15 protein-coding genes are annotated in these 22,453 nt (G+C 62.9%); 10 read left to right on the top strand and 5 right to left on the bottom strand.

What is annotated here, in order from left to right:
- Nucleotides 1-2: 2 nt before the first annotated feature.
- Nucleotides 3-2,699, top strand: coding sequence for a leucine--tRNA ligase (leuS, locus tag RBA95_RS02725; RefSeq protein ID WP_306015268.1), 2,697 nt, complete (start codon nucleotides 3-5; stop codon nucleotides 2,697-2,699).
- A gap of 152 nt (nucleotides 2,700-2,851) precedes the next feature.
- On the opposite strand, the gene RBA95_RS02730 is transcribed toward leuS, so the two are convergent.
- A complete protein-coding gene (locus RBA95_RS02730) occupies nucleotides 2,852-3,877 on the bottom strand; it encodes a DUF6607 family protein (protein WP_306015269.1) in 1,026 nt (341 codons plus the stop codon).
- A gap of 174 nt (nucleotides 3,878-4,051) precedes the next feature.
- On the opposite strand from RBA95_RS02730, the gene RBA95_RS02735 reads away from it, so the two are divergent.
- The 5 genes from RBA95_RS02735 (at nucleotide 4,052) to RBA95_RS02755 (ending at nucleotide 11,478) form a co-directional block, all read left to right on the top strand.
- On the top strand, nucleotides 4,052-6,160 hold the full coding sequence (locus RBA95_RS02735; protein ID WP_306015270.1) for a TonB-dependent receptor domain-containing protein: 2,109 nt from the start codon (nucleotides 4,052-4,054) through the stop codon (nucleotides 6,158-6,160).
- A 126-nt stretch (nucleotides 6,161-6,286) separates the two neighbouring features.
- Nucleotides 6,287-7,951, top strand: coding sequence for a carboxylesterase/lipase family protein (locus RBA95_RS02740; RefSeq protein ID WP_306015271.1), 1,665 nt, complete (start codon nucleotides 6,287-6,289; stop codon nucleotides 7,949-7,951).
- Between the two features lie 81 nt (nucleotides 7,952-8,032).
- On the top strand, nucleotides 8,033-9,556 hold the full coding sequence (locus RBA95_RS02745) for an NAD(P)/FAD-dependent oxidoreductase (RefSeq protein ID WP_306015272.1): 1,524 nt from the start codon (nucleotides 8,033-8,035) through the stop codon (nucleotides 9,554-9,556).
- A 38-nt stretch (nucleotides 9,557-9,594) separates the two neighbouring features.
- Complete coding sequence (gene ppk2, locus RBA95_RS02750; protein ID WP_306015273.1) at nucleotides 9,595-10,350, top strand: polyphosphate kinase 2; 756 nt, start codon at nucleotides 9,595-9,597, stop codon at nucleotides 10,348-10,350.
- A 48-nt stretch (nucleotides 10,351-10,398) separates the two neighbouring features.
- Nucleotides 10,399-11,478: a DUF2855 family protein gene (locus tag RBA95_RS02755; protein ID WP_306015274.1), complete on the top strand. Its 1,080-nt coding sequence runs from the start codon at nucleotides 10,399-10,401 to the stop codon at nucleotides 11,476-11,478.
- An 11-nt stretch (nucleotides 11,479-11,489) separates the two neighbouring features.
- On the opposite strand, the gene RBA95_RS02760 is transcribed toward RBA95_RS02755, so the two are convergent.
- On the bottom strand, nucleotides 11,490-13,301 hold the full coding sequence (locus RBA95_RS02760) for an ABC-F family ATP-binding cassette domain-containing protein (protein WP_306015275.1): 1,812 nt from the start codon (nucleotides 13,299-13,301) through the stop codon (nucleotides 11,490-11,492).
- Between the two features lie 221 nt (nucleotides 13,302-13,522).
- On the opposite strand from RBA95_RS02760, the gene RBA95_RS02765 reads away from it, so the two are divergent.
- The gene (locus tag RBA95_RS02765) at nucleotides 13,523-14,140 is read left to right on the top strand and encodes a class I SAM-dependent methyltransferase (protein ID WP_306015276.1); all 618 of its coding nucleotides are present in this window, start codon (nucleotides 13,523-13,525) and stop codon (nucleotides 14,138-14,140) included.
- Here RBA95_RS02765 and RBA95_RS02770 read toward each other — a convergent pair.
- Complete coding sequence (locus RBA95_RS02770; RefSeq protein WP_306015277.1) at nucleotides 14,137-14,598, bottom strand: Lrp/AsnC family transcriptional regulator; 462 nt, start codon at nucleotides 14,596-14,598, stop codon at nucleotides 14,137-14,139. The two genes, RBA95_RS02765 and RBA95_RS02770, sit on opposite strands and share 4 nt — an antisense overlap.
- 130 nt (nucleotides 14,599-14,728) lie before the next feature.
- Between RBA95_RS02770 and RBA95_RS02775 the strand changes: the two genes are divergently transcribed.
- Nucleotides 14,729-15,910 carry a methionine gamma-lyase gene (locus RBA95_RS02775; protein ID WP_371933578.1) on the top strand — a complete coding sequence of 394 codons (1,182 nt, stop codon included), beginning with the start codon at nucleotides 14,729-14,731 and terminating at the stop codon, nucleotides 15,908-15,910.
- A 7-nt stretch (nucleotides 15,911-15,917) separates the two neighbouring features.
- Here the strand turns inward: RBA95_RS02775 and RBA95_RS02780 are convergent, their stop codons facing one another.
- Complete coding sequence (locus tag RBA95_RS02780) at nucleotides 15,918-16,685, bottom strand: enoyl-CoA hydratase/isomerase family protein (protein ID WP_306015279.1); 768 nt, start codon at nucleotides 16,683-16,685, stop codon at nucleotides 15,918-15,920.
- Between the two features lie 223 nt (nucleotides 16,686-16,908).
- On the opposite strand from RBA95_RS02780, the gene RBA95_RS02785 reads away from it, so the two are divergent.
- Entirely contained in the window at nucleotides 16,909-19,512 is a 2,604-nt protein-coding gene (locus tag RBA95_RS02785; protein WP_306015280.1) for a valine--tRNA ligase, read from the top strand.
- Here RBA95_RS02785 and RBA95_RS02790 read toward each other — a convergent pair.
- Nucleotides 19,509-20,498: an ATP-binding protein gene (locus RBA95_RS02790; protein WP_306015281.1), complete on the bottom strand. Its 990-nt coding sequence runs from the start codon at nucleotides 20,496-20,498 to the stop codon at nucleotides 19,509-19,511. The two genes, RBA95_RS02785 and RBA95_RS02790, sit on opposite strands and share 4 nt — an antisense overlap.
- Before the next feature lie 117 nt (nucleotides 20,499-20,615).
- On the opposite strand from RBA95_RS02790, the gene RBA95_RS02795 reads away from it, so the two are divergent.
- The gene (locus tag RBA95_RS02795) at nucleotides 20,616-22,445 is read left to right on the top strand and encodes a dipeptide ABC transporter ATP-binding protein (RefSeq protein ID WP_306015282.1); all 1,830 of its coding nucleotides are present in this window, start codon (nucleotides 20,616-20,618) and stop codon (nucleotides 22,443-22,445) included.
- Nucleotides 22,446-22,453: the final 8 nt, after the last annotated feature.

Below are 22,453 nucleotides of genomic sequence, written 5' to 3' on the forward strand. Positions count from 1 at the left end.
CGATGACCGAACAGACCGCATACGAGTTCAACGCCCTTGAGAAGAAATGGCGCGCGTACTGGAAACAGAACCGCACCATGAAGACGCCGGACCCCAAGCCCGGCGAGAAGACCTTCTATGTGCTGGACATGTTTCCCTATCCGTCCGGCGCGGGGCTCCATGTCGGTCACCCGGTCGGTTATCTGTCCACGGACATTGTCGCGCGCTATAAGCGCATGGCCGGTTACAAGGTGCTCCATCCGATGGGCTGGGATAGCTTCGGCCTGCCCGCGGAACGCTATGCCATGAAGACCGGGGTCCACCCCCAGGTCTCCACCCAGGACAATATCGCCAATTATAAGCGTCAGATGGATCTTCTGGGGCTCGGGTATGACTGGGATCGCGAGATCCAGACCTCCAGCCCGGAATACTATCACTGGACCCAGTTCATCTTCGCCCGGCTCTATAACGCCTGGTACGACCATGACGCCCAGAAGGCCCGTCCCATGGACGAGCTGCCGATCCCGTCCGAGGTCGAGGCCGAGGGCAAGCTGGCGGTTCAGGAGTATCAGGACGAGCGGCGGCTGGTGTATTACGAGACCGCGCCGGTGAACTGGTGCGCCGAGCTCGGCACGATCCTGGCCAATGAAGAGGTTTTCGACGGCAAGTCCGAGCAGGGCTATGAGGTGATCCGCGTCCCGCTCAAGCAGGTGAAGATGCGCATCACGGCCTATGCCGAGCGACTGATCAATGATCTCGACGGTCTGGACTGGCCCGAAGGCATCAAGGATTCCCAGCGTAACTGGATCGGCCGTTCCGAAGGCGTGCAATTGCGCTTCAAGGTGCAGGGTTCAGACCAGGAGGTGGAAACCTTCACCACCCGCGTCGACACGCTGGGCGGGGTGACCTTCCTGGCCGTCGCGCCCGAGCACGAGCTGGTGGACGTGCTGACCGCGCCCGAGCAGAAGGCGGCGGTGGACGCCTATCGCGACGAGGCTGCGCGCAAATCCGATCTGGACCGCACCAAGGACGCAGAGAAGACCGGCGCGCCCACGGGCAGCTTCGCTATTAATCCGGTGACGGGCCGTGCTGTGCCGATCTTCGTCGCCGACTATGTGCTGCCCGACTATGGCACCGGCGCGGTGATGGGCGTTCCCGCCCATGACGAACGCGACTTTGCCTTCGCCAGCAAGTACGGCCTCGATATCGTGCCGGTGATTGATCCGGGCGCGGATGCGCCGGACCGCGATGCCGTGCTGGCGGGTCAGAAATGCTGGACCGAAGACGGCGTCATGCTGGCGGCCCCTGATGACAGCGAACTCTATCAGGCGGGCGTGCGTTGGCGCGAGGCGCGCGAAGCGGTCGCTGACCATCTGGAAGCCCAGGGCCTCGGAAAGCGCGTCATCAGCTATAATCTGCGCGACTGGATCTTCGCCCGTCAGCGCTATTGGGGCGAGCCGATCCCGATCATTCACTGGGAAGACGGCACTCGCACCACCGTGCCCGAGGACCAGCTGCCGCTGACCTTGCCGCATATCGACACTTACAAGCCCACCGGTCACGGGGAATCCCCGCTGGCGCGCGCCGAGGACTGGGTCGAGGTCACCGATCCTGTCACAGGAATGAAGGGGCGCCGGGACACCAACACCATGCCGCAATGGGCGGGCTCGTGCTGGTATTATCTGCGCTTCAAGGACCCGCGGAACACGCAGGCCATGGTCGATCCCGAGCTCGAGAAAGCCTGGGGCATGGTCGACCTCTATGTGGGCGGCGCCGAGCATGCGACTCTGCACCTTCTGTATGCGCGCTTCTGGCACAAGATCCTGTTTGATCTGGGTCTGGTCTCCACCAAGGAGCCGTTCCAGAAGCTGGTGAACCAGGGCCTGCTGACCAGCCACGCCTTCAAGAATGATCGCGGCATCATCCTGCCGGTTGATGAGGTGGTCGAGCGCGAAGACGGGACCTTCGTCCACGAACCGTCGGGCGATGTGGTCGAGCGGGTCGGCGCGAAGATGTCCAAATCGCTCCACAACGTCGTCACGCCTGATGATGTGGTGGAACGCTTTGGGGCGGACGCTTTCCGTGTGCACATGATGTTCATGGGCCCGGTCGAGGCGATGCGCGAATGGGAGACCGAGAAGGTTTCAAGTGCGCTCAAATTCCTGCGCCGCGTCTGGCGCTTCACCACTGAAGGTCTCGCCAATCCGGCGTCTGAAGAGAGCAAGCCCGTCAGCCTGGCGCTCACCAAGCTGGTGCTTGCGGTGACGGAAGACCTCGACAATCTGCGCCTGAATACCGGCATCGCCGAACTGATGAAGTTCCTCAATGCGGTGGAAGGCAAGCCGATTTCCAAGGCGGTGCTCGACCAGTTCATCACCGTGCTGGCGCCGTTCGCACCCTTCATGGCCGAAGAGCTGTGGGAGATGGCCGGCCACAAACCGTCCGTCTTTGATGCGCAATGGCCGACCGCGAATGAAGCGGATCTGGACGCCGCGATCGAGGAGATCGATGTGGTGGTCCAGGAAGGCGGCAAGCGTCGCGACACCATCAAGCTGGCGCCCGATGCGGACGACCAGACCGTGCGTGACGCCTCGCTGGCGCGCCTCGCCGAGATGGGCAAATCCATCGAGGGCGTGGACATGAAGCGCGTGATCGTGGTCCGCGACAAGAAGTCGGGCCGCGTCAAGCTGGTGAACGTGCCCAAGCTCGACCAGGCCTAGGTTTAAGCGCCTGAACAAGAAAAGCCCCGGCGTTTCCGCCGGGGCTTTTTGCTGGGGCGGTATGGGCCTCCGGATCAAGTCCGAAGGCCGAGAGGTTCAAGCTCTATGGTCTCGGTCCTCGGACTTGATCCGGGGCCCCATGTGCGCCGGCGCTATTCCACCTCGAGCGGTTCGCCATCGACCGTGATCTGCGCTTCCATCACCTCGGCGGCGTTCGAGAAGGCCGTGTCCGCCTCCTGCTCGCCATCGAGCACGGCCTGGCCTTCATTCAGAAGCGGCATATAGAGCATCGTGCCTTCCGCATCATCCTCGGCGCTGAACCGCTCGGCGGTTTCCAGGATGTCGTCCCAGACGGCGCGGACATCCGCCCAGTACGCCTCGGTCCCGTTCCAATAGGTTTGCGCGGCGTGATCGCCTTCAAGGTCATACCGGCGATAGGTGTTGATGCCGTGCTCGCGCACCAGCTCGCGCTCCTCGCCATGGCGCAGGACGAGCTTTGAATTGTCCTGTTCATGGGTCCAGCCCCAGTCGAGCACGGTGTGGCGGTTTACCGCCTCGATCACATCGTAATCATCGCGCGTGGTGGCGTCGCGGCGCGGCAGGGGCCGCCAGCTGCGCGCCGGCTCCCAGGTGGAGGCTTCGGGCGCGTGCTCCCACCGGGCGATCCCGGCATAGCGCGGGCTGTCATCCACCTGATAGACGGTCTGCGACCAGGCGCCGTGCGATTGGTGACGGCTCAGCTCTTCCATCTCCCAGGCGCCAAAACCGCGATAGGCCATCAGCCGTTCAGGTTCATACGCCCAATCCTGACGCCAGTGCTTGACCACGAACGGATCTTCCAGATCGCCGACCAGCAGCAGGTGCTGGAGCGAGATGAAGTCGCCCGTATCGGCGATCACATACACCACTTCCCGGGCCGGGGTGACCTTGGGGTCGGCCAGTTCATACTCGGAGTCTATGGGCAGGAATTCGGTGAAATCGAACGTCACCTCGTACTCTCCCGCCATGGCCAGGATGGCCGCACGGTCCGCTTCGTAATCGGCTTCATGATCGGCGTGCGCATGGGCGGCGTGGGTGTGTGGCGTGTCGTTCAGAGCAGCACCGGTGCTGGCGCATGCGCCCAGCGTGAGCGCGGCGAGGCTGGCGGTGGCGAGCGTCATCAAGCGCAATTTGGTCATCTCAATGTCCCTGTCTGTCTTGCGGTCAGGCTGAACGAAGCGGCCCTGCCGGCGCGATCCGTCCTGCGAAATGTCACGCCGACTGCATAGTGCGAAAGATTCTTACTTGCAATCTCAAAAGAGCTGCGCCATTCAGGGCTCAATTGAGAACTGTTCGCAATACGGGGCGAGGACATGATTTCCAAATCTGAGAGACTGAACGCGCGTTTGATGCTGACGGCAGGCGTCACGGCTCTGGCGCTGGCGTCGCCGGCCATGGCCGAGACCGACGCCGGGCTGGGCGATGAAGCCAGCGATGTGATCGTGGTCACCGCCACGCGCACCCAGCTCACCAATTTCGATTATCCGGGCCTGACCAGCGTGATCTCGCTGGAAGCGCTCAACCAGAACCGACCCTCTGACCTGATCGAGCTTCTGGAAGACATTCCGGCGCTGGAAGTCTCGGGCGGACCGCGCCGGACCGGCCAGACCCTCAGCCTGCGCGGGTTGGGCCGTGAGAATGTGACCTTGCTGATCGATGGCGCGCGTCAGAACTTCAACAGCGCCCATGACGGGGTGCTCTTCCTCGATCCGTCCTTGCTGGGGCGGGTGGAAAGCGTGCGCGGCTCGGCCTCCTCGCTCTACGGATCCGGCGCGGCGGGCGGTGTTGTGGCCTTTGAAACGCTGGAAGCCGATGACCTTCTGGATGAGGGGCAGCGCCATGGCGTGCGCGCCTCGGCCGGCTATCGCTCGGTCAATGAGGAAAGCCGCGGCTCGGTGGCCCTGGTCGGCGATTTCGGCGACCTCGAGGGCGTGGCGGCGGTCAGCGTGCGTCAGTCCGGTGATATCGCGCTAGGCTCGGGCGATGACCTGACCGCCAGCGATGACATCGTCTCCACCTTGCTGGGCGGGGAATGGGACGTGGCCGAAGGGGTCGAGCTGGAGCTGGGCTGGCTGAGTTTCCGCAATGACTCAACCGAGCCGAACAATGGCCAGGGCGTAGCGGGCGTGAACAGCATGAACCCGCTGATGGACAAGGATGTGGCGTCCGACAGTCTGCGTGCGACCTTGAGCCTCAATCCGCAAAGCCCGCTGATCAATCTCGAAACCACGCTCTATCACAATATCGGTGAAGTGGATGAGGTGGATGCGAGCATCAATCGCCGGGTCGAGCGGGACCTGACTACCACCGGCATTCGAGCGGAGAACCGCGCCGAGTTTGCGCTGGGCGGGCTCGATCTGGCGTTGGTGACAGGCGCGGAATGGTATGAGGACGAGCAGGAAGGCTTTGATTCCGCCACCTCTGACGGGGTGCGGGGCGGCGTGCCGTCCGGCTCCACCCGCTTCACCGGCGTCTGGGCCCAGCTTGAAAGCACGCTCGATCTCGGCGCGGCCGGCGAACTGATCGTCCTTCCGGGCGTGCGCTTTGACCAGTTCGAGAGTGCATCGAGCGCCGCCGATGACAACAAAGACGAGGCCGTCTCTCCCCGCATCGCGGCGACCTGGGCGCCTAATGACAGCGTGCGAGTGTTCGGCAGCTGGTCGGAAGCCTTCCGCGCGCCCTCGCTCAATGAGCTCTATCTCAGCGACACCCACTTCTCCTTGCCGCACCCGATCCTGGGCGCGCCGGTCTTCATCACCAACAGCTTCATCGCCAATCCGAACCTGAAGCCGGAAGAGACCGAGACGTTCGAGATCGGCGCCGCCTTCAGTCATGAGGGCCTGTTCACGGCCAATGACCGGCTGGAGATCAAGGGGGCCTGGTTCCAGACCGAGGCTGAGGACCTGATCAATCTCAATGTGGACTTTGCCTTCAATCCGACCTGCTTCGCGCCGCCCTTCATGCCGTGTTCAGCCGGGACGACTTATTCTGAGAACCTGTCGGAAGCCGAGCTGGAAGGCTTCGAGATCGCGGCGGCCTATTCGGTCGGGGCGTTCGAGCTGTCAGGCTCCGTCTTCGAGGTGGATGGCGAGGACAAGGCCACAGGCGACCCGCTGGGTGCGCTTCAGCCGGTCATGGGCTTTGTGAATGCGCGCTACACCTTTGAGCCGCAACGCCTGACCCTGGGCGGTCGCGTGGCGTTCGCATCCGACTTCGACAAGGCCGCCAGCGCGGCGGAAGAGCGTGATGGCTATGCGGTGCTGGACCTGTATGCGGGCTGGACTCCCATGGCGGACCAGCCCCTGCGCATCAATCTCGGCGTCGATAACGTGTTTGATGAGGATTATGAGCGCGTCTTCGCCGGCGTGTCCGAAGCTGGACGCAGCGTGCGCGTTGATCTGACCTGGACGGGCGCTTGGTAGAGAGGGCCTGACGCCTGTCCCATACGGGGCGTGTCCGGACGCGGGCGCGCCCCTTTTTCTTTTTGGGTTTTCCTTGCCGCGTCCTCAGGGTCGGAACACATTGGGTCTGAGGTTAGGGAGGCCCGAATGACAAGACTTTTGCGTGCAGGCGTTGTAGCGGCGTTGGCCATCACCATGAGCGCCTGTTCGAGCGTTCCGGAGGCGCCAGACCCGCAGGACGCGACCCAACGCACGCTGAGCTATGGGGATATTGTCGGCTATACGGCGGACAATGGCGCCCAGGTCTGGCTCGGCTTGCCCTATGCCGCCTCCACTGCAGGGGAGAATCGCTGGCGCGCGCCGCAACCGGCGACGCCTTTCGCCGAGCGCTTCGAGGCCCTGACCCATTCAGAGCCCTGTCCGCAAATCATCAACCGGTTGAGCACCCGGACCACCGGGCGTGACGCTGGCGAGCTGTTCGGCAGCGAGGACTGCCTGAAGCTTGATGTCTATGCGCCCAGCGGGGCGGGGCCCGACAATGCGAACCGGCCGGTTATGGTCTGGATCCATGGCGGTTCGAACACCTGGGGATTCGCCAGCCAGTATGACGGCTCCAAACTGGCGCAAGCGCATGATGTCGTGGTTGTCGTCATCCAGTACCGGTTGGGCCCGCTTGGCTTCTTCGCGCACCCGGAGATTGATGAAGGCGAAGGCGCCAACTTCGCCTTGCTCGACCATGTGGCGGCGCTTGAATGGGTGTCAGACGAGATCACCCAGTTCGGCGGTGATCCCGATACCGTGACCATCTTTGGCGAGAGCGCAGGCGGACAGAATGTCGCCGCCTTGCTGGCCTCGCCCCTGGCGTCCGGGCTCTATCATCGCGCGGTCGTGCAATCGGGCTTCTTTGATTCAACGCCGCTGGACGAGGCGCAATCGGGAACTGAAAACAGCGCCATCCCCGCCGCAGAGCGCATGCTGAGCGGTGAGCCGACAGCGTATGGCTTGCGAAACGCACCGCTTCAGGCGGTGTTTGACGCCTATAATCTGGGGGATGCGCGGGCGGAGCTGCCGCGCGTGATCGCAGATGGCGTGACGCTGCCACGTGAGGGGCTAGCCAGCACGCTGGACGATAGGGAGACCTTCAACGCCGTGCCGGTCATTTCAGGCGTGAACAGGGACGAGATGAAGCTCTTCAACGCCCTGAACCCGGAGCTGACCCGTCAGCGGTTTGGTGTTCTGATCTCGATCCGTGATCCCAATCTGTATGAGCGCCGCTCTTATTATCAGTCCCGGCTCTGGCGCATCCTGGCGATTGACCAGCCGTTCGATCTGATGAGCGATGCGGGTCATGACGCCCTGTGGGCGTACCGGTTTGACTGGGATGATGGCGGCAGCGTTCTGACAATGGATTTGTCGGAGGTTTTCGGTGCGGCGCACGCCATGGAAATTCCCTTCGTCTTCAACCATTTCGATTTCTTCGGTCCCCTCGACCGGTTCCTGTTCCACCGTGAAAACGTCGACAGCCGTGCAGAGCTGGCGGCGGAAATGGGCGCCTACTGGACCGAGTTCGCCCGGACCGGCGACCCCGGTGCAGGCTGGCCCGCCTGGACCGAGGACGGCGTGCTCAAGCGATTTGATGCGCCCTCATCCGGCCTGCTTGAAGGAACGGACAGTGTCGAGCTGTTGCTGGATGACCTGGCGACCGATCCGGCCCTCGATACGGCCGACACCTGCCATATCGCAGAGGCCCTGATCACATGGCGTGACGAGCTGGAGGCGCGCATCCGGTCTCGCACCGGATGCGGCGCCTAGGGGCGTTTCCGCTTGCAGGCGTGAAGTGAACAGTGTTCACTTGCTCTCAGAACGAGCGGCGCAGCCGCCGGGGAGGAAGACATGTCTGCAAACGTTTCAGCGCCCGTCGAGGCGGATCTTGATGTGCTCATTGTCGGGGCCGGCCTGTCAGGCGTTGGTGCGGCCTGGCATCTGCAACACCGGTGCCCGGATCAATCCTATCTGATCCTGGAATCGCGCAAGAGCCTGGGCGGCACCTGGGACCTGTTCCGCTATCCCGGCATCCGCTCTGACAGCGACATGTACACCTTTGGCTATGCCTTCCGGCCCTGGACCGACGGCAAGGTGTTCGCGGACGGTCCGTCCATCCGCAATTATGTGAACGACACCGCCGAGGAGGCGGGCATTTCATCGCATATCCGCTATCAGCACCGGGTCATCGGGGCCCATTGGAACACGGAAGAGGCGCGCTGGACCGTAGAGGTCGCGGTCGGTGAGGCCCGCGAGATCAAGCGCTATCGCGCCAAGTTCGTTTTCCTGTGCTCGGGCTATTATCGGTATGATCGCGGCTATATGCCGGACTTCCCCGGTCGGTCCGATTTCAAGGGCGATGTGATCCATCCCCAGCACTGGCCTGAAGGCTATGATTACAGCGGCAAGCGCGTTGTGGTGATCGGATCGGGGGCGACGGCGGTGACGCTTGTCCCGGCCATGTCCGACAAGGCCAGCCATGTGACCATGCTTCAGCGTTCGCCGACCTATATCGCGGCGCGACCCTCCGTGGACAAGACGGCCGATTTCCTGCGCAAGGTCCTGCCCTCCAAGACGGCCTATGGCCTGACCCGGGTGAAAAATGTGCTGCAGGCGATCCTGATCTTCCAGATGTCGCGGCGCTGGCCGGACTTTGTGAAGAAGGGGGTGCTCAAGGCCATTCAGGAGCATCTGGGCGAGGATTTTGATGTCGAGAAGCACTTCTCACCCAGCTACCGGCCCTGGGACCAGCGCTTCTGCCTGGCGCCGGAAGGTGATTTCTTCGACGTCCTGAAATCGGGAGAGGCCTCGATCGTCACCGACCAGATCGAGCGCTTCACCGAGGACGGTATTCTGCTCAAATCGGGCGAGACCCTTGAGGCGGACCTCATCATTCCCGCCACGGGCCTTGAGATGCAGGTCGGCGGCGGCATGGATATCAGCGTGGATGGAGAGGCTTTTGTCGCCCCTGACCACGTCACCTATCGCGGCATGATGCTGTCGGACGTGCCCAATCTGGCGCTGGCCTTTGGCTACACCAATGCCTCCTGGACGCTGAAGGTGGACCTGACCGCTGAACGGGTGTGTCGCCTGATCAATCACATGAAGGCGCGCAATCTCGATTATGTCGTGCCGACCCCGCCGGACGATCTGGAAACCCAGCCGCTGCTCGATTTCTCGTCAGGTTATGTTCAGCGCGCCTTGCCGACCCTGCCGCGACAGGGGGCGACGCCGCCCTGGCGGACCTATCAGAACTATGTCCAGGACATGTTCGCCATTCGCTTTGGCAAGCTGGAAGACGGTCATGTCCGGTTCGGCACGGCGGGCGATCAGGTCTTCCGCAAGGATGCGCCGCTGTCAGAAGCGGCCGAGTAGGGCTTGGCCAGGGCGCGCGATGACGCCAGTCTGCCATCATGGACAAGGATATCTACAAAGCGGAGCTCTATCCGCTGCAAGTCAATCTCGTCGCGATGCAGCGCCAGCTGATTGCGGAAAACCGCAAGCTTCTGGTCATCCTTGAGGGACGTGACGCGGCGGGCAAGGACGGCGTGATCAAGCGGGTCGTCCAGCATCAATCGCCGCGCGAGACGCGCGTCGTCGCGCTGGGCAAGCCGTCCGAGCGGGATCGGTCCAGCTGGTACTTCCAGCGCTGGGTCAACCATTTGCCCGCCAATGGTGAAATGGTTCTGTTCAACCGCTCCTGGTACAATCGCGCCGGTGTGGAGCGGGTGATGGGCTTCTGCGAGGAGACCGATTATGTGCGCTTCCTGCGTGATGTCGGTCCGTTTGAGAAATTGCTGATCGATGACGGGATGATAGTCCTGAAATACTATCTCGATCTGTCTCGGGGCGAACAGGCGCGTCGCCTGGAGGCGCGCAAGTCCGACCCTCTCAAAACGTGGAAAATCTCGCCCATCGACGCCGTCGCTCTTAAGAAGTTTGACGCCTACACCGAGGCGCGGGACGCCATGCTGGCCGCGACGGGTGAGGCCGTGCCGTGGCGGGTTGTGAAGGCGGACGACAAGCGTGTCGCGCGATTGGCCGTGATTGCGGACATTCTGGCCGCGATACCGTGTGCGGACTATCCCTATCCGATCACGCCAGCCCGCAAAGATGTACTTCGGGTCTGGTCAAATGGTGACAGACCGGATGATTTCCTGGAACATTAGAGCTTAACTAAAAAGGCGCGTCCCGGGCGGCGTGCGAGGGAGGATGTCATGGGTTGGGCGCTGTCCATCAACAAAGCCGATATTTCCGACGCATCGCTGGTGAAGACGGCGTCTCAGCCCCTGTCGGACGGGCAGGCGCGGTTCGCGATCAGGCGCTTTGCGCTGACGGCGAACAACATCACCTATGCCGCCTTCGGCGCCGCCATGCGCTATTGGGATTTCTATCCCGCCGAGGATGGCTCGGGCCGACTTCCGGTCTGGGGCTTTGCCGATGTGGTGGAAACCCGGGCGCCGGGCCTTGAAGTGGGCGAGCGGATCTATGGCTATTGGCCCGCCGCGGACGAGGCCGTGCTGAGCGTCGATGCGGTCAAGCCGGGCTCCTTCCTGGAGGTGTCGCCGCACCGGGCCGAGCTGGCGAGCGCCTATAACCGCTATGTGCGCTGCCAGGCCGATCCGGGGTATGCGCCGGAGCGTGAAGCGGCGCAGATGGTGCTGCAGCCGCTCTTCATCACTTCCTTCCTGATCGATCTTCACTTGCGCGATCATGACTTCATGGGCGCGGGCCAGATCACGCTCACCAGCGCCTCGTCCAAGACGGCGCTCGCGCTTGCGCATCTGCTGCATGCCAACCACCCCGAGGGTGTTCAGATCGAGGCGCTGACCTCAGCGCGGAACACGGATTTCGTGCAGAGCACCGGGTATTACGACACGATCAGCACCTATGACGCGATCGCGGACTTCAAGCCCGAGCCTCGGCGTCTGATCGTTGACTTTGCGGGCGATTCCAAGGTGAACAAGGCCCTTCACGAAACGCTCGCGGATGACCTAATTGGCAATATCCGGGTGGGCGGCGCCCACTGGGAAAATTCCGCCCCGCCCGGCGCCATGCCGGGGCCCAAGCCGGTCTTCTTCTTTGCGCCTGATCATGTGCGCGACCGTATGAAGGCCTGGGGCAGCGACGAGTTCGGCCGTCGCTATGGCGCCGCCTGGATGAGCTTTGCGGGCGCGGGTCAACAGCTCTTCACCGAAGAGGAATATGATGGCGGTGAGGGCGCTCTGGCGGCCTATGACGCGCTGATTGGCGGCGATTTTGACGCCGCCAGCGCCATGACCGTCAAGGCGGGCTGAATGTAGGGCGCCTAGCCCCCCTCGATCTCCTCGCGGAGCATTTCAAGCTCGAGCCAGCGCTCTTCTTTGGCCGCCTTGTCTTCGGTCAGGCGGGCATGCTCTTTCGTGGCGGCGTTGAAGCGCTCGGGGTTTTTCGTGAACAGACTGGCGTCAGCCAGCTCGGTTTCGAGCTTTGCGAGACTCGCCTCGATCGTTTCGATCTCGCCGGGCAGGGTTTCGAGCGCGTGCTTGTCCTTGAAGCTGAGCTTGCCGGAGGACTTGTTCTTCGGTTTCTCGCCCTTGGATTTGCTGGCGGTCTTTTCGGGCTTCTCGGCGGCCTTGCGCGCTTTCACGCCTTCGCCGCGCTGGGCGATCATGTCTGAATACCCGCCCGCATAGACTCGCCAGACCCCGTCTTCTTCCCAGGCGATGGTGGCGGTGGCGGTGCGGTCGATGAAGTCCCGATCGTGGCTGACCAGCAGCGCGGTGCCGTTATAGTCCGCGATCAGCTCTTCCAGCAGATCCAGCGTCTCAAGATCCAGATCGTTCGTCGGTTCGTCGAGGACGAGCAGGTTTGACGGTAGGGCGAGCGCGCGCGCCAGCATCAGCCGGGCCCGTTCCCCGCCTGACAGGGCGTGCACGGGCGTGCGGGCCTGTTCGGGGCTGAACAGGAAGTCCTTCATATAGGCTTGCACGTGCTTGACGCTGCCGGCCACTTCCACCCGTTCGCCGCCGCCGGGCGCAATGGCTTCGGTGACGGTCCAGTCGGGTTTGAGCGCAGCGCGGCGCTGATCGAGACTCGCGATCTCAAGATTGGTGCCCAGCTTCACACTCCCTGAGTCCGGTTCGATCTGGCCGGTCAGCACCTTGATCATCGTGGTCTTGCCCGCGCCATTGGGGCCCACGAGGGCAATGCGGTCGCCCCGCGCGATCTTGATGGACAAATCGGTGAAGATGGGGCGGCCGTCATAGGCCTTGCTGACATGGCCCGCTTCAATGACGAGCTTGCCCGAACGGTCCGCTTCGCTCACCGACAGGCTGGCGGCGCCCTGGGGGCCGCGCCAGTTCTTGAGATCGGATTTCATCGCCTGCAGCTCGCCCACCCGGCGCACATTGCGCTTGCGGCGGGCGGTCACGCCATAGCGCATCCAGTCTTCTTCACGCGCGATCTGGCGCTCGAGCTTGTGGCGTTCCTGCGCTTCGGCTTCGAACACCTCGTCGCGCCAGGCCTCGAAATGAGCAAAGCCGCGGTCAAGGCGGCGGGTCTGACCGCGATCAATCCAGACGGTCTGACGGGTCAGGTTTTCCAGGAAGCGTCGGTCGTGGCTGATCAGGACGAGCGCGCCGCGATGGGCGTTCAGCTCGCTTTCCAGCCATTCGATCGCTGGCAGGTCGAGATGGTTGGTCGGCTCATCGAGCAGCAGGATGTCCGGCTGGGGCGCCAGCGTGCGGGCGAGCGCGGCCCGGCGCGCCTCCCCGCCTGATAGGTTCGCGGGGTCGGCGTCGGGGTCCAGCCCAAGATGTTCGGCGAGATAGTCCGCTCGATAGGCGTCATCCCCCGGCGCCAGCCCGTCGCGGATATAGGCGATCACGCTGTCATAGCCGGTAAGGTCCGGCTCTTGCGTCAAATAGCGCAGGGTGGAGCCGGGATGGACGAAGCGGTCGCCCTCATCGGCTTCGATGATCCCGGCCGCGATTTTCAGGAATGAGGATTTGCCGGATCCGTTGCGGCCCACAAGGCCGATGCGCTCGTTCTCGCGCACAATGAGATCCGCGCCTGTGAGCAGCGGGGTCGCGCCAAAGGTCAGGCGCGTGTCGGTCAGGGTGAGAAGTGGTGCAGACATGGATTAGCCGTTAGCCGAGCGTTCGGGTGCTGTCACCCTTTCCCCTCACGGCCATGGGCAATCGGGCGTGAATATCCGAATAAAAAATGACAAGAAAAATTCACAAGAAATGTGAGGAACTCGAAAAACCTATAAGAAAATAACATGATCTCAGGAGAATTGGATTCGATCTCTGGAATCCGTTATAAGTATTCGCACTGTCAGCAGGGCGAGAGAGAGTCATGAAATCTGAAAATGAAATTCTCAACCGGATTTACAATTTGAGCGGAGATCCGGAAGAAACGCGGGATGCTTACAAGGACTGGGCCGAGAACTATGACGACGACACAGTCGGTGGCATGGGTTATGTCGGGCCGGCGGTCGCGAGTGAGAAGCTGCGCGCGCTTTTGCCTGACACCTCCATTCGCATTCTCGATGCGGGCTGCGGCACCGGCCTGGCCGGGGTCGAGCTGAACAAGCGCGGCTATGAGAATGTGGACGGCATGGACCTGTCGCCGGACATGCTCACCGTGGCCCGTCGCAAGGAAGTCTATGACGACCTGCGCGAAGCGGACATGACCGAAAAGCTCGACTATCCCGACAATGCGTATGACGCGATCATTTGCGTGGGCGCGTTCACGCACGCCCATGTGGGGCCGAAAGGCTTTGACGAGCTGATCCGCATCACCCGGCCGGGCGGCGGCATCATCGCCACCGTTCACGAGGATGTCTGGGGCGAGGACAATTACGCCGACTACCTCAAATCCCTGGAGAAATCGGGGAAGGCGAAGATCCGCGAAGCGGACGAGGCGGACTATCATGTCCACAAATGCCGCCTTGTCGTGCTGGAGCCGGCCTAGGCCTGTTCCAGCGGCAGGACCGGCGTGCGCTTGACCGTGCCGAAGGCGAAGCTGGTTTCGATGCCGGCGATGCCCGGCACGGGATGCAGGCGTTCGCGCATGAAGCGCTCATAGCCGGACTGACTGTCGACGACGACTTGCAACAGATAATCCTCCGCGCCTGAGGTGAGGTGGCATTCAAGCACCTCATCCAGGCGCAGGATGGCTTTCTCAAAGGCCGCAACGGTCGCGGGCGCGTGATTGGCGAGCTTGATCTTCAGGAAGGCCGTGATCGGCAGGCCGGCCTTGTTCCGATCAAGGATCGCGGCATAGCCCGAAATCAATCCGGACTCTTCAAGCGCCCGGACCCGTCTCAGACAGGGTGAAGGTGACAGGCCGATCTGGTCCGCCAGGGCCTGGTTGGTCATGCGCCCATCTTGCTGCAGGGCGGTGAGAAGGCGTCGGTCTGTGCTGTCCATGGCCACATCTTAGCAGAATCTGCCAATCTGGATACCGTCGGGGGCTGAAATGGCAAGCCCCTGTCGCGGTGTTGCGCGTATTCTGTCCCCGTCAGTCAGGGAGGACGACGCCGTGGACGGATCAGCGCCAATCACTCGCAAACCCGGTTTTTCGACCCGCGCCATTCATGCGGGCTATGAGCCGGCCAAAGAAGGGGGTGCGCTGGTCCCTCCGCTCCATCTGTCTTCGACCTTTGCGTTCGACACGGTCGAGGATGCGGGCGCCGCCTTTTCCGGCGAGCAGCCTGCGCATTTCTACACCCGTATCTCCAACCCCACGCTGGACCTTCTGGAGCGGCGCATCGCCGATCTTGAAGGCGCAGAAGCGGGCGTCAGCTTCGGGTCGGGCATGGGCGCGATCACATCGGTGCTGTGGAGCCTGCTGGAGCCGGGTGACGAGATCCTGGCGGACAAGACCCTTTATGGCTGCACCTTCGCCTTCCTCAATCACGGGCTGTCGCGCTTCGGGATCAAGGTGCGCCATGTGGACATGAGCGACATTGACGCGGTGATCGGGGCCATGACCGAGAAGACGCGCGTCGTCTATTTTGAAACACCGGCCAATCCGACCATGAAGCTGGTCGATATCGCCGCTGTCGCAGCGGTGGCGCGCGCGCATTCCGCCGTGTGCGTGGTCGACAACACCTACGCCACGCCGCTCATCACCCGCCCCATTGAAGGCGGCGCGGATGTGGTGGTGCACTCGGCCACGAAATACCTTGGCGGTCATGGCGATCTGGTGGCCGGGATGGCCGTGGGCTCGGCGGAGGTGATGGAGCGGGTGCGCCTGTACGGGCTCAAGGACATGACGGGCGCGGCGCTGTCGCCGTTCAACGCCATGCTGATCCTGCGCGGCCTGAAAACCCTCTCTTTGCGCATGGAGCGTCACAGCCAGACCGCGGACGCCGTGGCGCGCTGGCTCGAGGCTCACCCCCAGGTGCGCGAGGTGGCGTATCCCGGACTTGAGGACGGTCCGCAATACGCGCTGGCCCGATCCCAGATGCAGCATTTTGGCGGCATGATCGCCTTTGAGCTGGAAGGCGGCTTCGAGGCGGGCGTGCGCATGATGAACGCCATGAAGCTGGCCTTGCGTGCGGTCAGCCTCGGGGATGCGGAAACCCTGATCCAGCATCCGGCGTCGATGACCCATTCCGCCTACAGTGCGGACGAGCGTGCGCTTTACGGCATTTCGGATGGGCTGGTGCGCCTGTCGGTCGGTCTCGAGGACGCGGATGACATCCTTGGCGACCTTGAACAGGCGCTGATGGCCTGAGCCCGGACTACTTCACCACCCGCAGGAAGCCGCCAATGCGGTTGAGCGTGTCGGTGATCTCGGGGAAGTCCTTGGCGCCTTCTGCGGCGATCCCGGCGGGCACGTCATGGGTTTCGGCGATGGCGTGCAGGGTCTTGTACGCCGCCACCGTCGCAGGGTCGTTCGCGGCGATGTCCTTCGCCAGGGAGGCGACGCCTTCGTCGAGCGCGTCTTTGCTGTCGTAACAGGTATTGGCGAGGCCCCAGTCCAGGGCCTGCTGACCCGAAAAGGTGCGCGCGGAATAGGAAATTTCCTTGGCCCGGCGCAGTCCCACCGCATCCACCAGAGTCTGGCTCATCCCCCAGGTGGGGCGAATGGCGAACTTGGCGTGGGTGTCGCCGAACTTGGTGTCGGCCATGGTGTGGATGAAGTCGCAATGCAGCGCGAACTCCAGGGCACCGGTGAAGCAGGCGCCATGCACCTTGGCGATGACCGGTTTCGAGCTGGCGCGCACGGCCTGCATCAGGCGGCTCGCGGGTTCGTCGAACACGGACCCGACCCGACCGGCTTTGGGCTGGGCGCCCGACAGCACCTTGAGATCAACGCCCGAGCTGAAGGCGCGCCCCGCTCCTTCGATGATGATGACGGACGGGCCGTTCTCGTTTTCCGCGCGGTGCAGCGCTTCGATCAGCTCTTCCAGCATGGGCGGGATCAGCGCGTTCAGGGCATCAGGGCGGTTGAGGCGAATGGTCAGGATCGCCGCGTCGCGCACAGTCTCGATATATTCGTAAGCCATTGTTCTTCCTGTATCGAAGCGCTGCGTCAGTCGGCCTGGAGCGCGAGAAGACGGCGCATCGGATCACCGGTTCGAAGCGGCGCGCCCTTGATCAATCCCAGCCGGTCGGCGCGCTTCGCGATTGTCAGGGCGCCACGCTAGCTGTGCTCGCCTTTTGCGTCAGCAAAAAATCGTCTAAGACCAGCCTCCCTTCCGCCTCTCATCCAAGATATCGGTCCGCCCCATGAAACCGTTCCCGAACAAGTACGACGCCAAAGCTTCCGAAGCCGCCCTTCAGGCCCGCTGGGCCGAGGATGACGCCTTCGTCTGGGATCCGAACGCGCCGGCGGACAGTGATTACGTGATCGACACGCCGCCGCCGACCGTGTCGGGCGCGCTGCATGTGGGCCATGTCTATTCCTACACCCAGGCCGACATCATGGCTCGCTATATGCGGATGTCGGGGCGCAACGTGCTCTATCCCATCGGCTGGGATGATAACGGCCTGCCGACCGAGCGCCTGGTGGAGAAGGTGAAGAAGGTGCGCGGCGGGACCATGTCGCGCGAGGAATTCGTCGCGCTCTGCAAGGAGGTGATCCCGCCTTACGAGCAGCAGTTCCGCGATCTTTTCGGGCGTCTGGCGCTGTCGGTGGACTGGAGCCGGGAATACCAGACCATTTCCGATGAAAGCCGGTCGGTCAGCCAGATGTCCTTCCTGGACCTTTATCACAAGGGGCTCTTGGAGCGTCGTCTGGAGCCGACCCTGTGGGATCCGGCGGACCGCACCGCCATCGCCCAGGCCGAGGTTGAAGAGACCGAGCGTGAAGGCAAGCTCAACTACATTCCCTTCGCCATTGAGGGCGAGGATATCGAACCGGCGATCATCGCCACCACGCGCCCTGAACTGATCGGCGCCTGCGGCGGTCTGATGATCCACCCCGATCACCCGCGCGCCGGTGAGCTGATCGGCAAGCGCGCCATCAGCCCGCTGTATAATGTGCCGGTCGAGATCTTCGCCGAGGACACGGTCGATCCCGAGAAGGGCACCGGCATCGTGATGTGCTGTACCTTTGGCGACGTCACCGACATCCAGTGGTACCGCACCCACAAGCTGCCCCTGCGCCTTGTCATCGATCAGGCGGGCAAGATGATCGACGACCTGCCCATCGGCACCGACGCCTGGCCGAGCCTTGATGTCGAGAGCGCGAAAGCGACCATGGCCGCGCTGGCGGGTCTGAAGGCCGCCAAGGCCAAGGACGCGATCCTGGAGATGCTCACCGAGCGCGATCTGGTCCTCAAGCAGGAAATCACCCATCAGGTGATCCCGATCGCCGAGCGCTCCGGCGCGCCGCTCGAGATCATCGTGACCCCGCAATGGTTCATCCGCACCCTCGATTTCAAGGAGCAGATCCTTGAGAAGGGGCGCGAGATCACCTGGCGTCCGGCCTATATGCGCCAGCGCTTTGAAAGCTGGGTCGAGGGCCTGAAATGGGATTGGTCGATCTCGCGCCAGCGCCATTTCGGCGTGCCGCTGCCGGTCTGGTATTCAAAGCGTCCGGGCGAGGAAGGTCAGATCATTGTCCCCACCAAGGACCAGCTGCCCGTAGATCCGACCACCGACCTGCCCGCAGGCTATGAAGCCCATGAGGTCGAGGGCGAGCGCGATGTGATGGACACCTGGGCGACCTCGTCCGTCAGCCCGCAACTCAACACCCGCTCGATCAACGAGGACTACGCCCTCGATATCGAGTCTCATCGCCGCCAGTTCCCGATGGCGCTGCGCCCGCAGGCGCACGAGATCATCCGCACCTGGGCGTTCTACACCATCGTCAAATCGCTTCATCACGAGAACACGGTTCCGTGGTCCAATATCGCGATTTCGGGCTGGTGCCTGGCCTCTGACGGCTCGAAAATGTCCAAGTCCAAGGGCAATGTGATCGACCCGATCAAGATGCTGGACGAGTATGGCACCGACCCGGTGCGCTACTGGACCGGCACCTCGCGCCTGGGTCAGGACACCGCGCTGTCGCCCAACACCCTCAAGCAGGGCAAGCGTCTGGTCACCAAGCTGTGGAACGCCTCCAAGCTCGCCGCGATGAGCCTTGAAGGCGCGGAAAACCATGGCGTGCTCAACCCGACCACGCCGAAGGGCGACATTGAAAGCGGTGTGATTTCGCACCCGCTTGACCAATGGCTGCTGGGTGAGTTGAGCCAGACCATCGCCAAGGCCACCGAGGCGTTCGAGAACTATGAATACGCCGCCGCCCAGCGGGAAGTGGAAGACTTCTTCTGGCGCACCTATTGCGACAACTATCTCGAGATCGTCAAACGCCGCACCCGCTTTGAGGGCAAGCCTGAGGGCGAGGAGCTGTCGGCGGTCCATACGCTCTGGCATGCCACGGATGCTTTGATCCGCCTGTTCGCGCCCTTCATTCCTTACGTCACTGACGCGCTCTATGACGTGATGATCGGGGATCGTGACGGCATGCCTTCGACGGTTCATGCTCGCGGCATGTGGCCGAAAGCGGAGGATCAGGCCCCGGCCGGCGCCTTCGAGAAAGAGGGCGAAGCCTTCGTCCAGATCCTGTCTGCGGCGCGCAAGGTGAAGTCCGAAGCCCAGGTCTCCATGAAGACCGCCGCCAACACGCTGACCATTTCCGGTCAGGGCGCCGGGGAGGTCTCAGAGCTGATCGGCGAGACCTCCGAAGACCTCAAGGCCGTGACCAGCGCGGGCGAAATCGTTCGTGCAGACAGCGCGCCTGAAGGCGTGGGTTCCGTGGTGTCGCCAGACGAACGCTTCACGGTCTCCATGGATCTGATCATCGAAGAGAAGAAGCCGCAGGCCTAAGCGTCATCGCTGTGATCGGATACGGGCAGGGTGAAGGCGAAACACGCGCCTTCCCCTGTGCCCGGCTCCAGCCAGATCTCGCCGCCATGCCGCTCCACGATCAGCTTCACCCGGGCCAGGCCCAGTGCGGCGCCGGGATAGGTCTCGCGTGAGTGCAGGCGCCCAAAGGGCGTGAACAGCTTCTCCGCCAGCTCCGGGTCCACGCCGATCCCGTCATCACGGATCTCGATCCGGTGTTGGGCGCCCGTACGGGCGGCGCTGACCTGGATCTTCACATTCGACCCGCGCCGGAATTTCAGGGCATTGTCGACCAGCGCGGCCAGCGCCTGCTGGAGCAGCATGCGGTCTCCGCTCACCGTCGGCAGATCCGTCCGGTCGAATGTCGCTCCCGCTTCGTTGACCATCGCGGCGCGTGACTTGAGCACATCATCCAGCAGCGCGTTGAGCGATATCGGCTCGAATGTGAGAGGGCGCACGGCGGCGTCGATATGGGCCAGCGCCTCATTGACGAGCGTGCGCATGCGCTGGGCGGCGTCTGAAATGAAGGCGAGGCTCTGCTCTCCCTCTGGTCCGAGCGCATCAGCCTGGCGTTTTTGCAGAAGCGTGGAGAAGGCGAGGATCTTGCGCAGGGGTTCTTGCAGATCATGCCCGGCGCCGGCCGCGAAGGCGCGCAAGGCGTCGCCGTCAGGTTCATTGGGGAAGACGCGTCGCAATCGAAGCAGTCGGTCGCCTCCTTCATCAAGCGCGCGGACATCTATGTGATAGCTCTGGGTGGCGTTGATGTGCAGGGCCCGGGCTTCGGCGCCTGACGACTGCATGACCGTTTCACATCGCCGGGCGAGCTCGGGGCATGTCGCCTGCTCCTCCGCGAAGGCCGTGTTCCATGCCAGAATCTGGTTGGATGTATTCAGCAAGAGACAGGGATCGGGCAGTGCATCAAAAAGCGTTGTTGCGGAGAGGTCTGTGGGAAAGCTGCGTTGCGGCATGTCGGGCTCCCGGCTCGGTGCGTGTGAAGGCGCGGCGCCGAGCACGCTGGCGTTGAGACGCACAGCAGCTATTGTGCATGTCTTTCCACCGAAGTCTCTGCCTCTGGAGCCATAGTTTTGTCCGCCACCACTGCGCCGATCTTTCAGGTATCTGACCTTAATGTGCGTTTTGATACGCCGGATGGAGAAGTTCACGCCGTTCGCGGGGTCAATCTGGAAATCTCGCCGGGAGAATGCCTCGCCGTGGTTGGCGAATCAGGTTCGGGCAAGAGTCAGACCTTCCTCGCCGCGATGGGGCTGCTCGCCTCCAACGGCAAGGCGGAAGGGTCGATCAAGTATTCAGGTCAGGAAATCTTGAATCTGCCGCCGTCCAAGCTCAATGCGGTGCGCGGCAAGTCCATGACCATGATCTTCCAGGATCCGCTGACCTCGCTGACCCCGCATATGCGTGTCGGGTCGCAGCTCGAGGAGGTGTTGAAGATCCACACCGATCTGCGCGGTGAGGCAGCGACAAAACGATGCCTGGAATGGCTGGAGCGCGTGCGCATTCCCGAAGCGGCCCGCCGTCTCAAGCAGTTCCCGCATGAGCTTTCGGGCGGCATGCGTCAGCGCGTCATGATCGCCATGGCGATGCTGTGCGAGCCTGACCTGCTCATTGCTGACGAGCCGACCACTGCGCTGGACGTGACCGTTCAGGCTCAGGTGCTGGACATCATGGATGAGCTGAAGGCCGAGACCGGCGCAGCCATCGCCCTGATCACGCACGATATGGGCGTTGTGGCGCGCATGGCCGACCGCGTGCAGGTGATGAAGCACGGCGAATACGTGGAAGGCGGCGATGTCTACGACATCTTCAAGGCGCCCAAGCACGAATACACCCAGATGCTGCTGGATGCGATGCCGCGCATCGATCAGCCCGACAAGCCTGGCCATGAAGCCCTGCCGCCGCGGGAAGCCATTGGCGAGGACAAGCCGCTGCTGGTCGCGGATGATGTGAAGGTGCACTTCCCTGTCGTCGTGGGCGGCGGATTGTTTCCCAAATCCAAGCCGCTCAAGGCTGTCGACGGGGTGAGCTTCGAGCTCAAGGAAGGCGAGACGCTGGGGATTGTGGGCGAGTCCGGTTGCGGCAAGTCCACGCTCGCCCGTGCAGTCCTGCGCCTTGTGCCCTCGACCGCCGGGGCGGTCAGCTGGATCGGCAAGGACCTGTTGTCCATGAAGCCCAAGGCCATGGAAGAGGTGCGCGAGGACCTGCAGATCGTCTTCCAGGATCCGCTGGCCTCTCTCAATCCGCGCATGACCATTGGGGCATCGATCGCCGAGCCCATGCTGACCTTCCGCAAGACCATGTCGTCCAAGGAGCGTGAGGTCGAGGTCAAGGCGATGATGGAGCGGGTCGGGCTCGATCCGAACATGATCAACCGCTATCCGCATGAATTGTCCGGTGGTCAGAACCAGCGTGTGGGCATTGCGCGCGCCATGATCCTCAAGCCCAAGCTCGTGATCTGTGACGAGGCGGTGTCCGCGCTCGACGTGTCGATCCAGGCCCAGATCATTGAGCTGCTGATCGGCCTGCAAAAGGATTTCGGCCTGTCCATGCTGTTCATCTCCCACGACCTGTCGGTGGTGCGCGAGATCTCGCACCGGGTGATGGTGCTGTATCTGGGCCGCATCGTGGAGCTGGCCGATCGCGAAGCGATCTACACGGATGCTCGCCATCCTTACACCCAGGCTCTGATCAGCGCTGTGCCGATCCCTGATCCGGAAATCGAAAAGACCCGCGAACGCCTCAAGTTGAGCGGAGACCTGCCCAGTCCGCTCGATAGCCGGGCTCAGCTTCGTTTCATGAAATCCAAGCTCGTCGACGATTCCGACGCCGAGCAATACCGCCCACAGCTGATCGAAGTGTCGCCCGGACATTGGGTCGCGGAACACGATCCGGTGGAATAAGGCGCGAA

The sequence above is a fragment of the Oceanicaulis sp. MMSF_3324 genome, from assembly GCF_030733545.1.
Classification (GTDB): Bacteria; Pseudomonadota; Alphaproteobacteria; order Caulobacterales; family Maricaulaceae; genus Oceanicaulis.

What these genes read in the sequence shown, in the direction of transcription:
- RBA95_RS02770 (WP_306015277.1), bottom strand. Translation starts at nt 14,598, where the DNA reads ATGGACAGCACAGACCGACGCCTTCTCACCGCCCTGCAGCAAGATGGG.
- RBA95_RS02765 (WP_306015276.1), top strand. Translation starts at nt 13,523, where the DNA reads ATGAAATCTGAAAATGAAATTCTCAACCGGATTTACAATTTGAGCGGA.
- RBA95_RS02745 (WP_306015272.1), top strand. Translation starts at nt 8,033, where the DNA reads ATGTCTGCAAACGTTTCAGCGCCCGTCGAGGCGGATCTTGATGTGCTC.
- RBA95_RS02780 (WP_306015279.1), bottom strand. Translation starts at nt 16,685, where the DNA reads ATGGCTTACGAATATATCGAGACTGTGCGCGACGCGGCGATCCTGACC.
- RBA95_RS02740 (WP_306015271.1), top strand. Translation starts at nt 6,287, where the DNA reads ATGACAAGACTTTTGCGTGCAGGCGTTGTAGCGGCGTTGGCCATCACC.
- RBA95_RS02785 (WP_306015280.1), top strand. Translation starts at nt 16,909, where the DNA reads ATGAAACCGTTCCCGAACAAGTACGACGCCAAAGCTTCCGAAGCCGCC.
- RBA95_RS02735 (WP_306015270.1), top strand. Translation starts at nt 4,052, where the DNA reads ATGATTTCCAAATCTGAGAGACTGAACGCGCGTTTGATGCTGACGGCA.
- RBA95_RS02755 (WP_306015274.1), top strand. Translation starts at nt 10,399, where the DNA reads ATGGGTTGGGCGCTGTCCATCAACAAAGCCGATATTTCCGACGCATCG.
- leuS (WP_306015268.1), top strand. Translation starts at nt 3, where the DNA reads ATGACCGAACAGACCGCATACGAGTTCAACGCCCTTGAGAAGAAATGG.
- ppk2 (WP_306015273.1), top strand. Translation starts at nt 9,595, where the DNA reads ATGGACAAGGATATCTACAAAGCGGAGCTCTATCCGCTGCAAGTCAAT.
- RBA95_RS02760 (WP_306015275.1), bottom strand. Translation starts at nt 13,301, where the DNA reads ATGTCTGCACCACTTCTCACCCTGACCGACACGCGCCTGACCTTTGGC.
- RBA95_RS02790 (WP_306015281.1), bottom strand. Translation starts at nt 20,498, where the DNA reads ATGCCGCAACGCAGCTTTCCCACAGACCTCTCCGCAACAACGCTTTTT.
- RBA95_RS02730 (WP_306015269.1), bottom strand. Translation starts at nt 3,877, where the DNA reads ATGACCAAATTGCGCTTGATGACGCTCGCCACCGCCAGCCTCGCCGCG.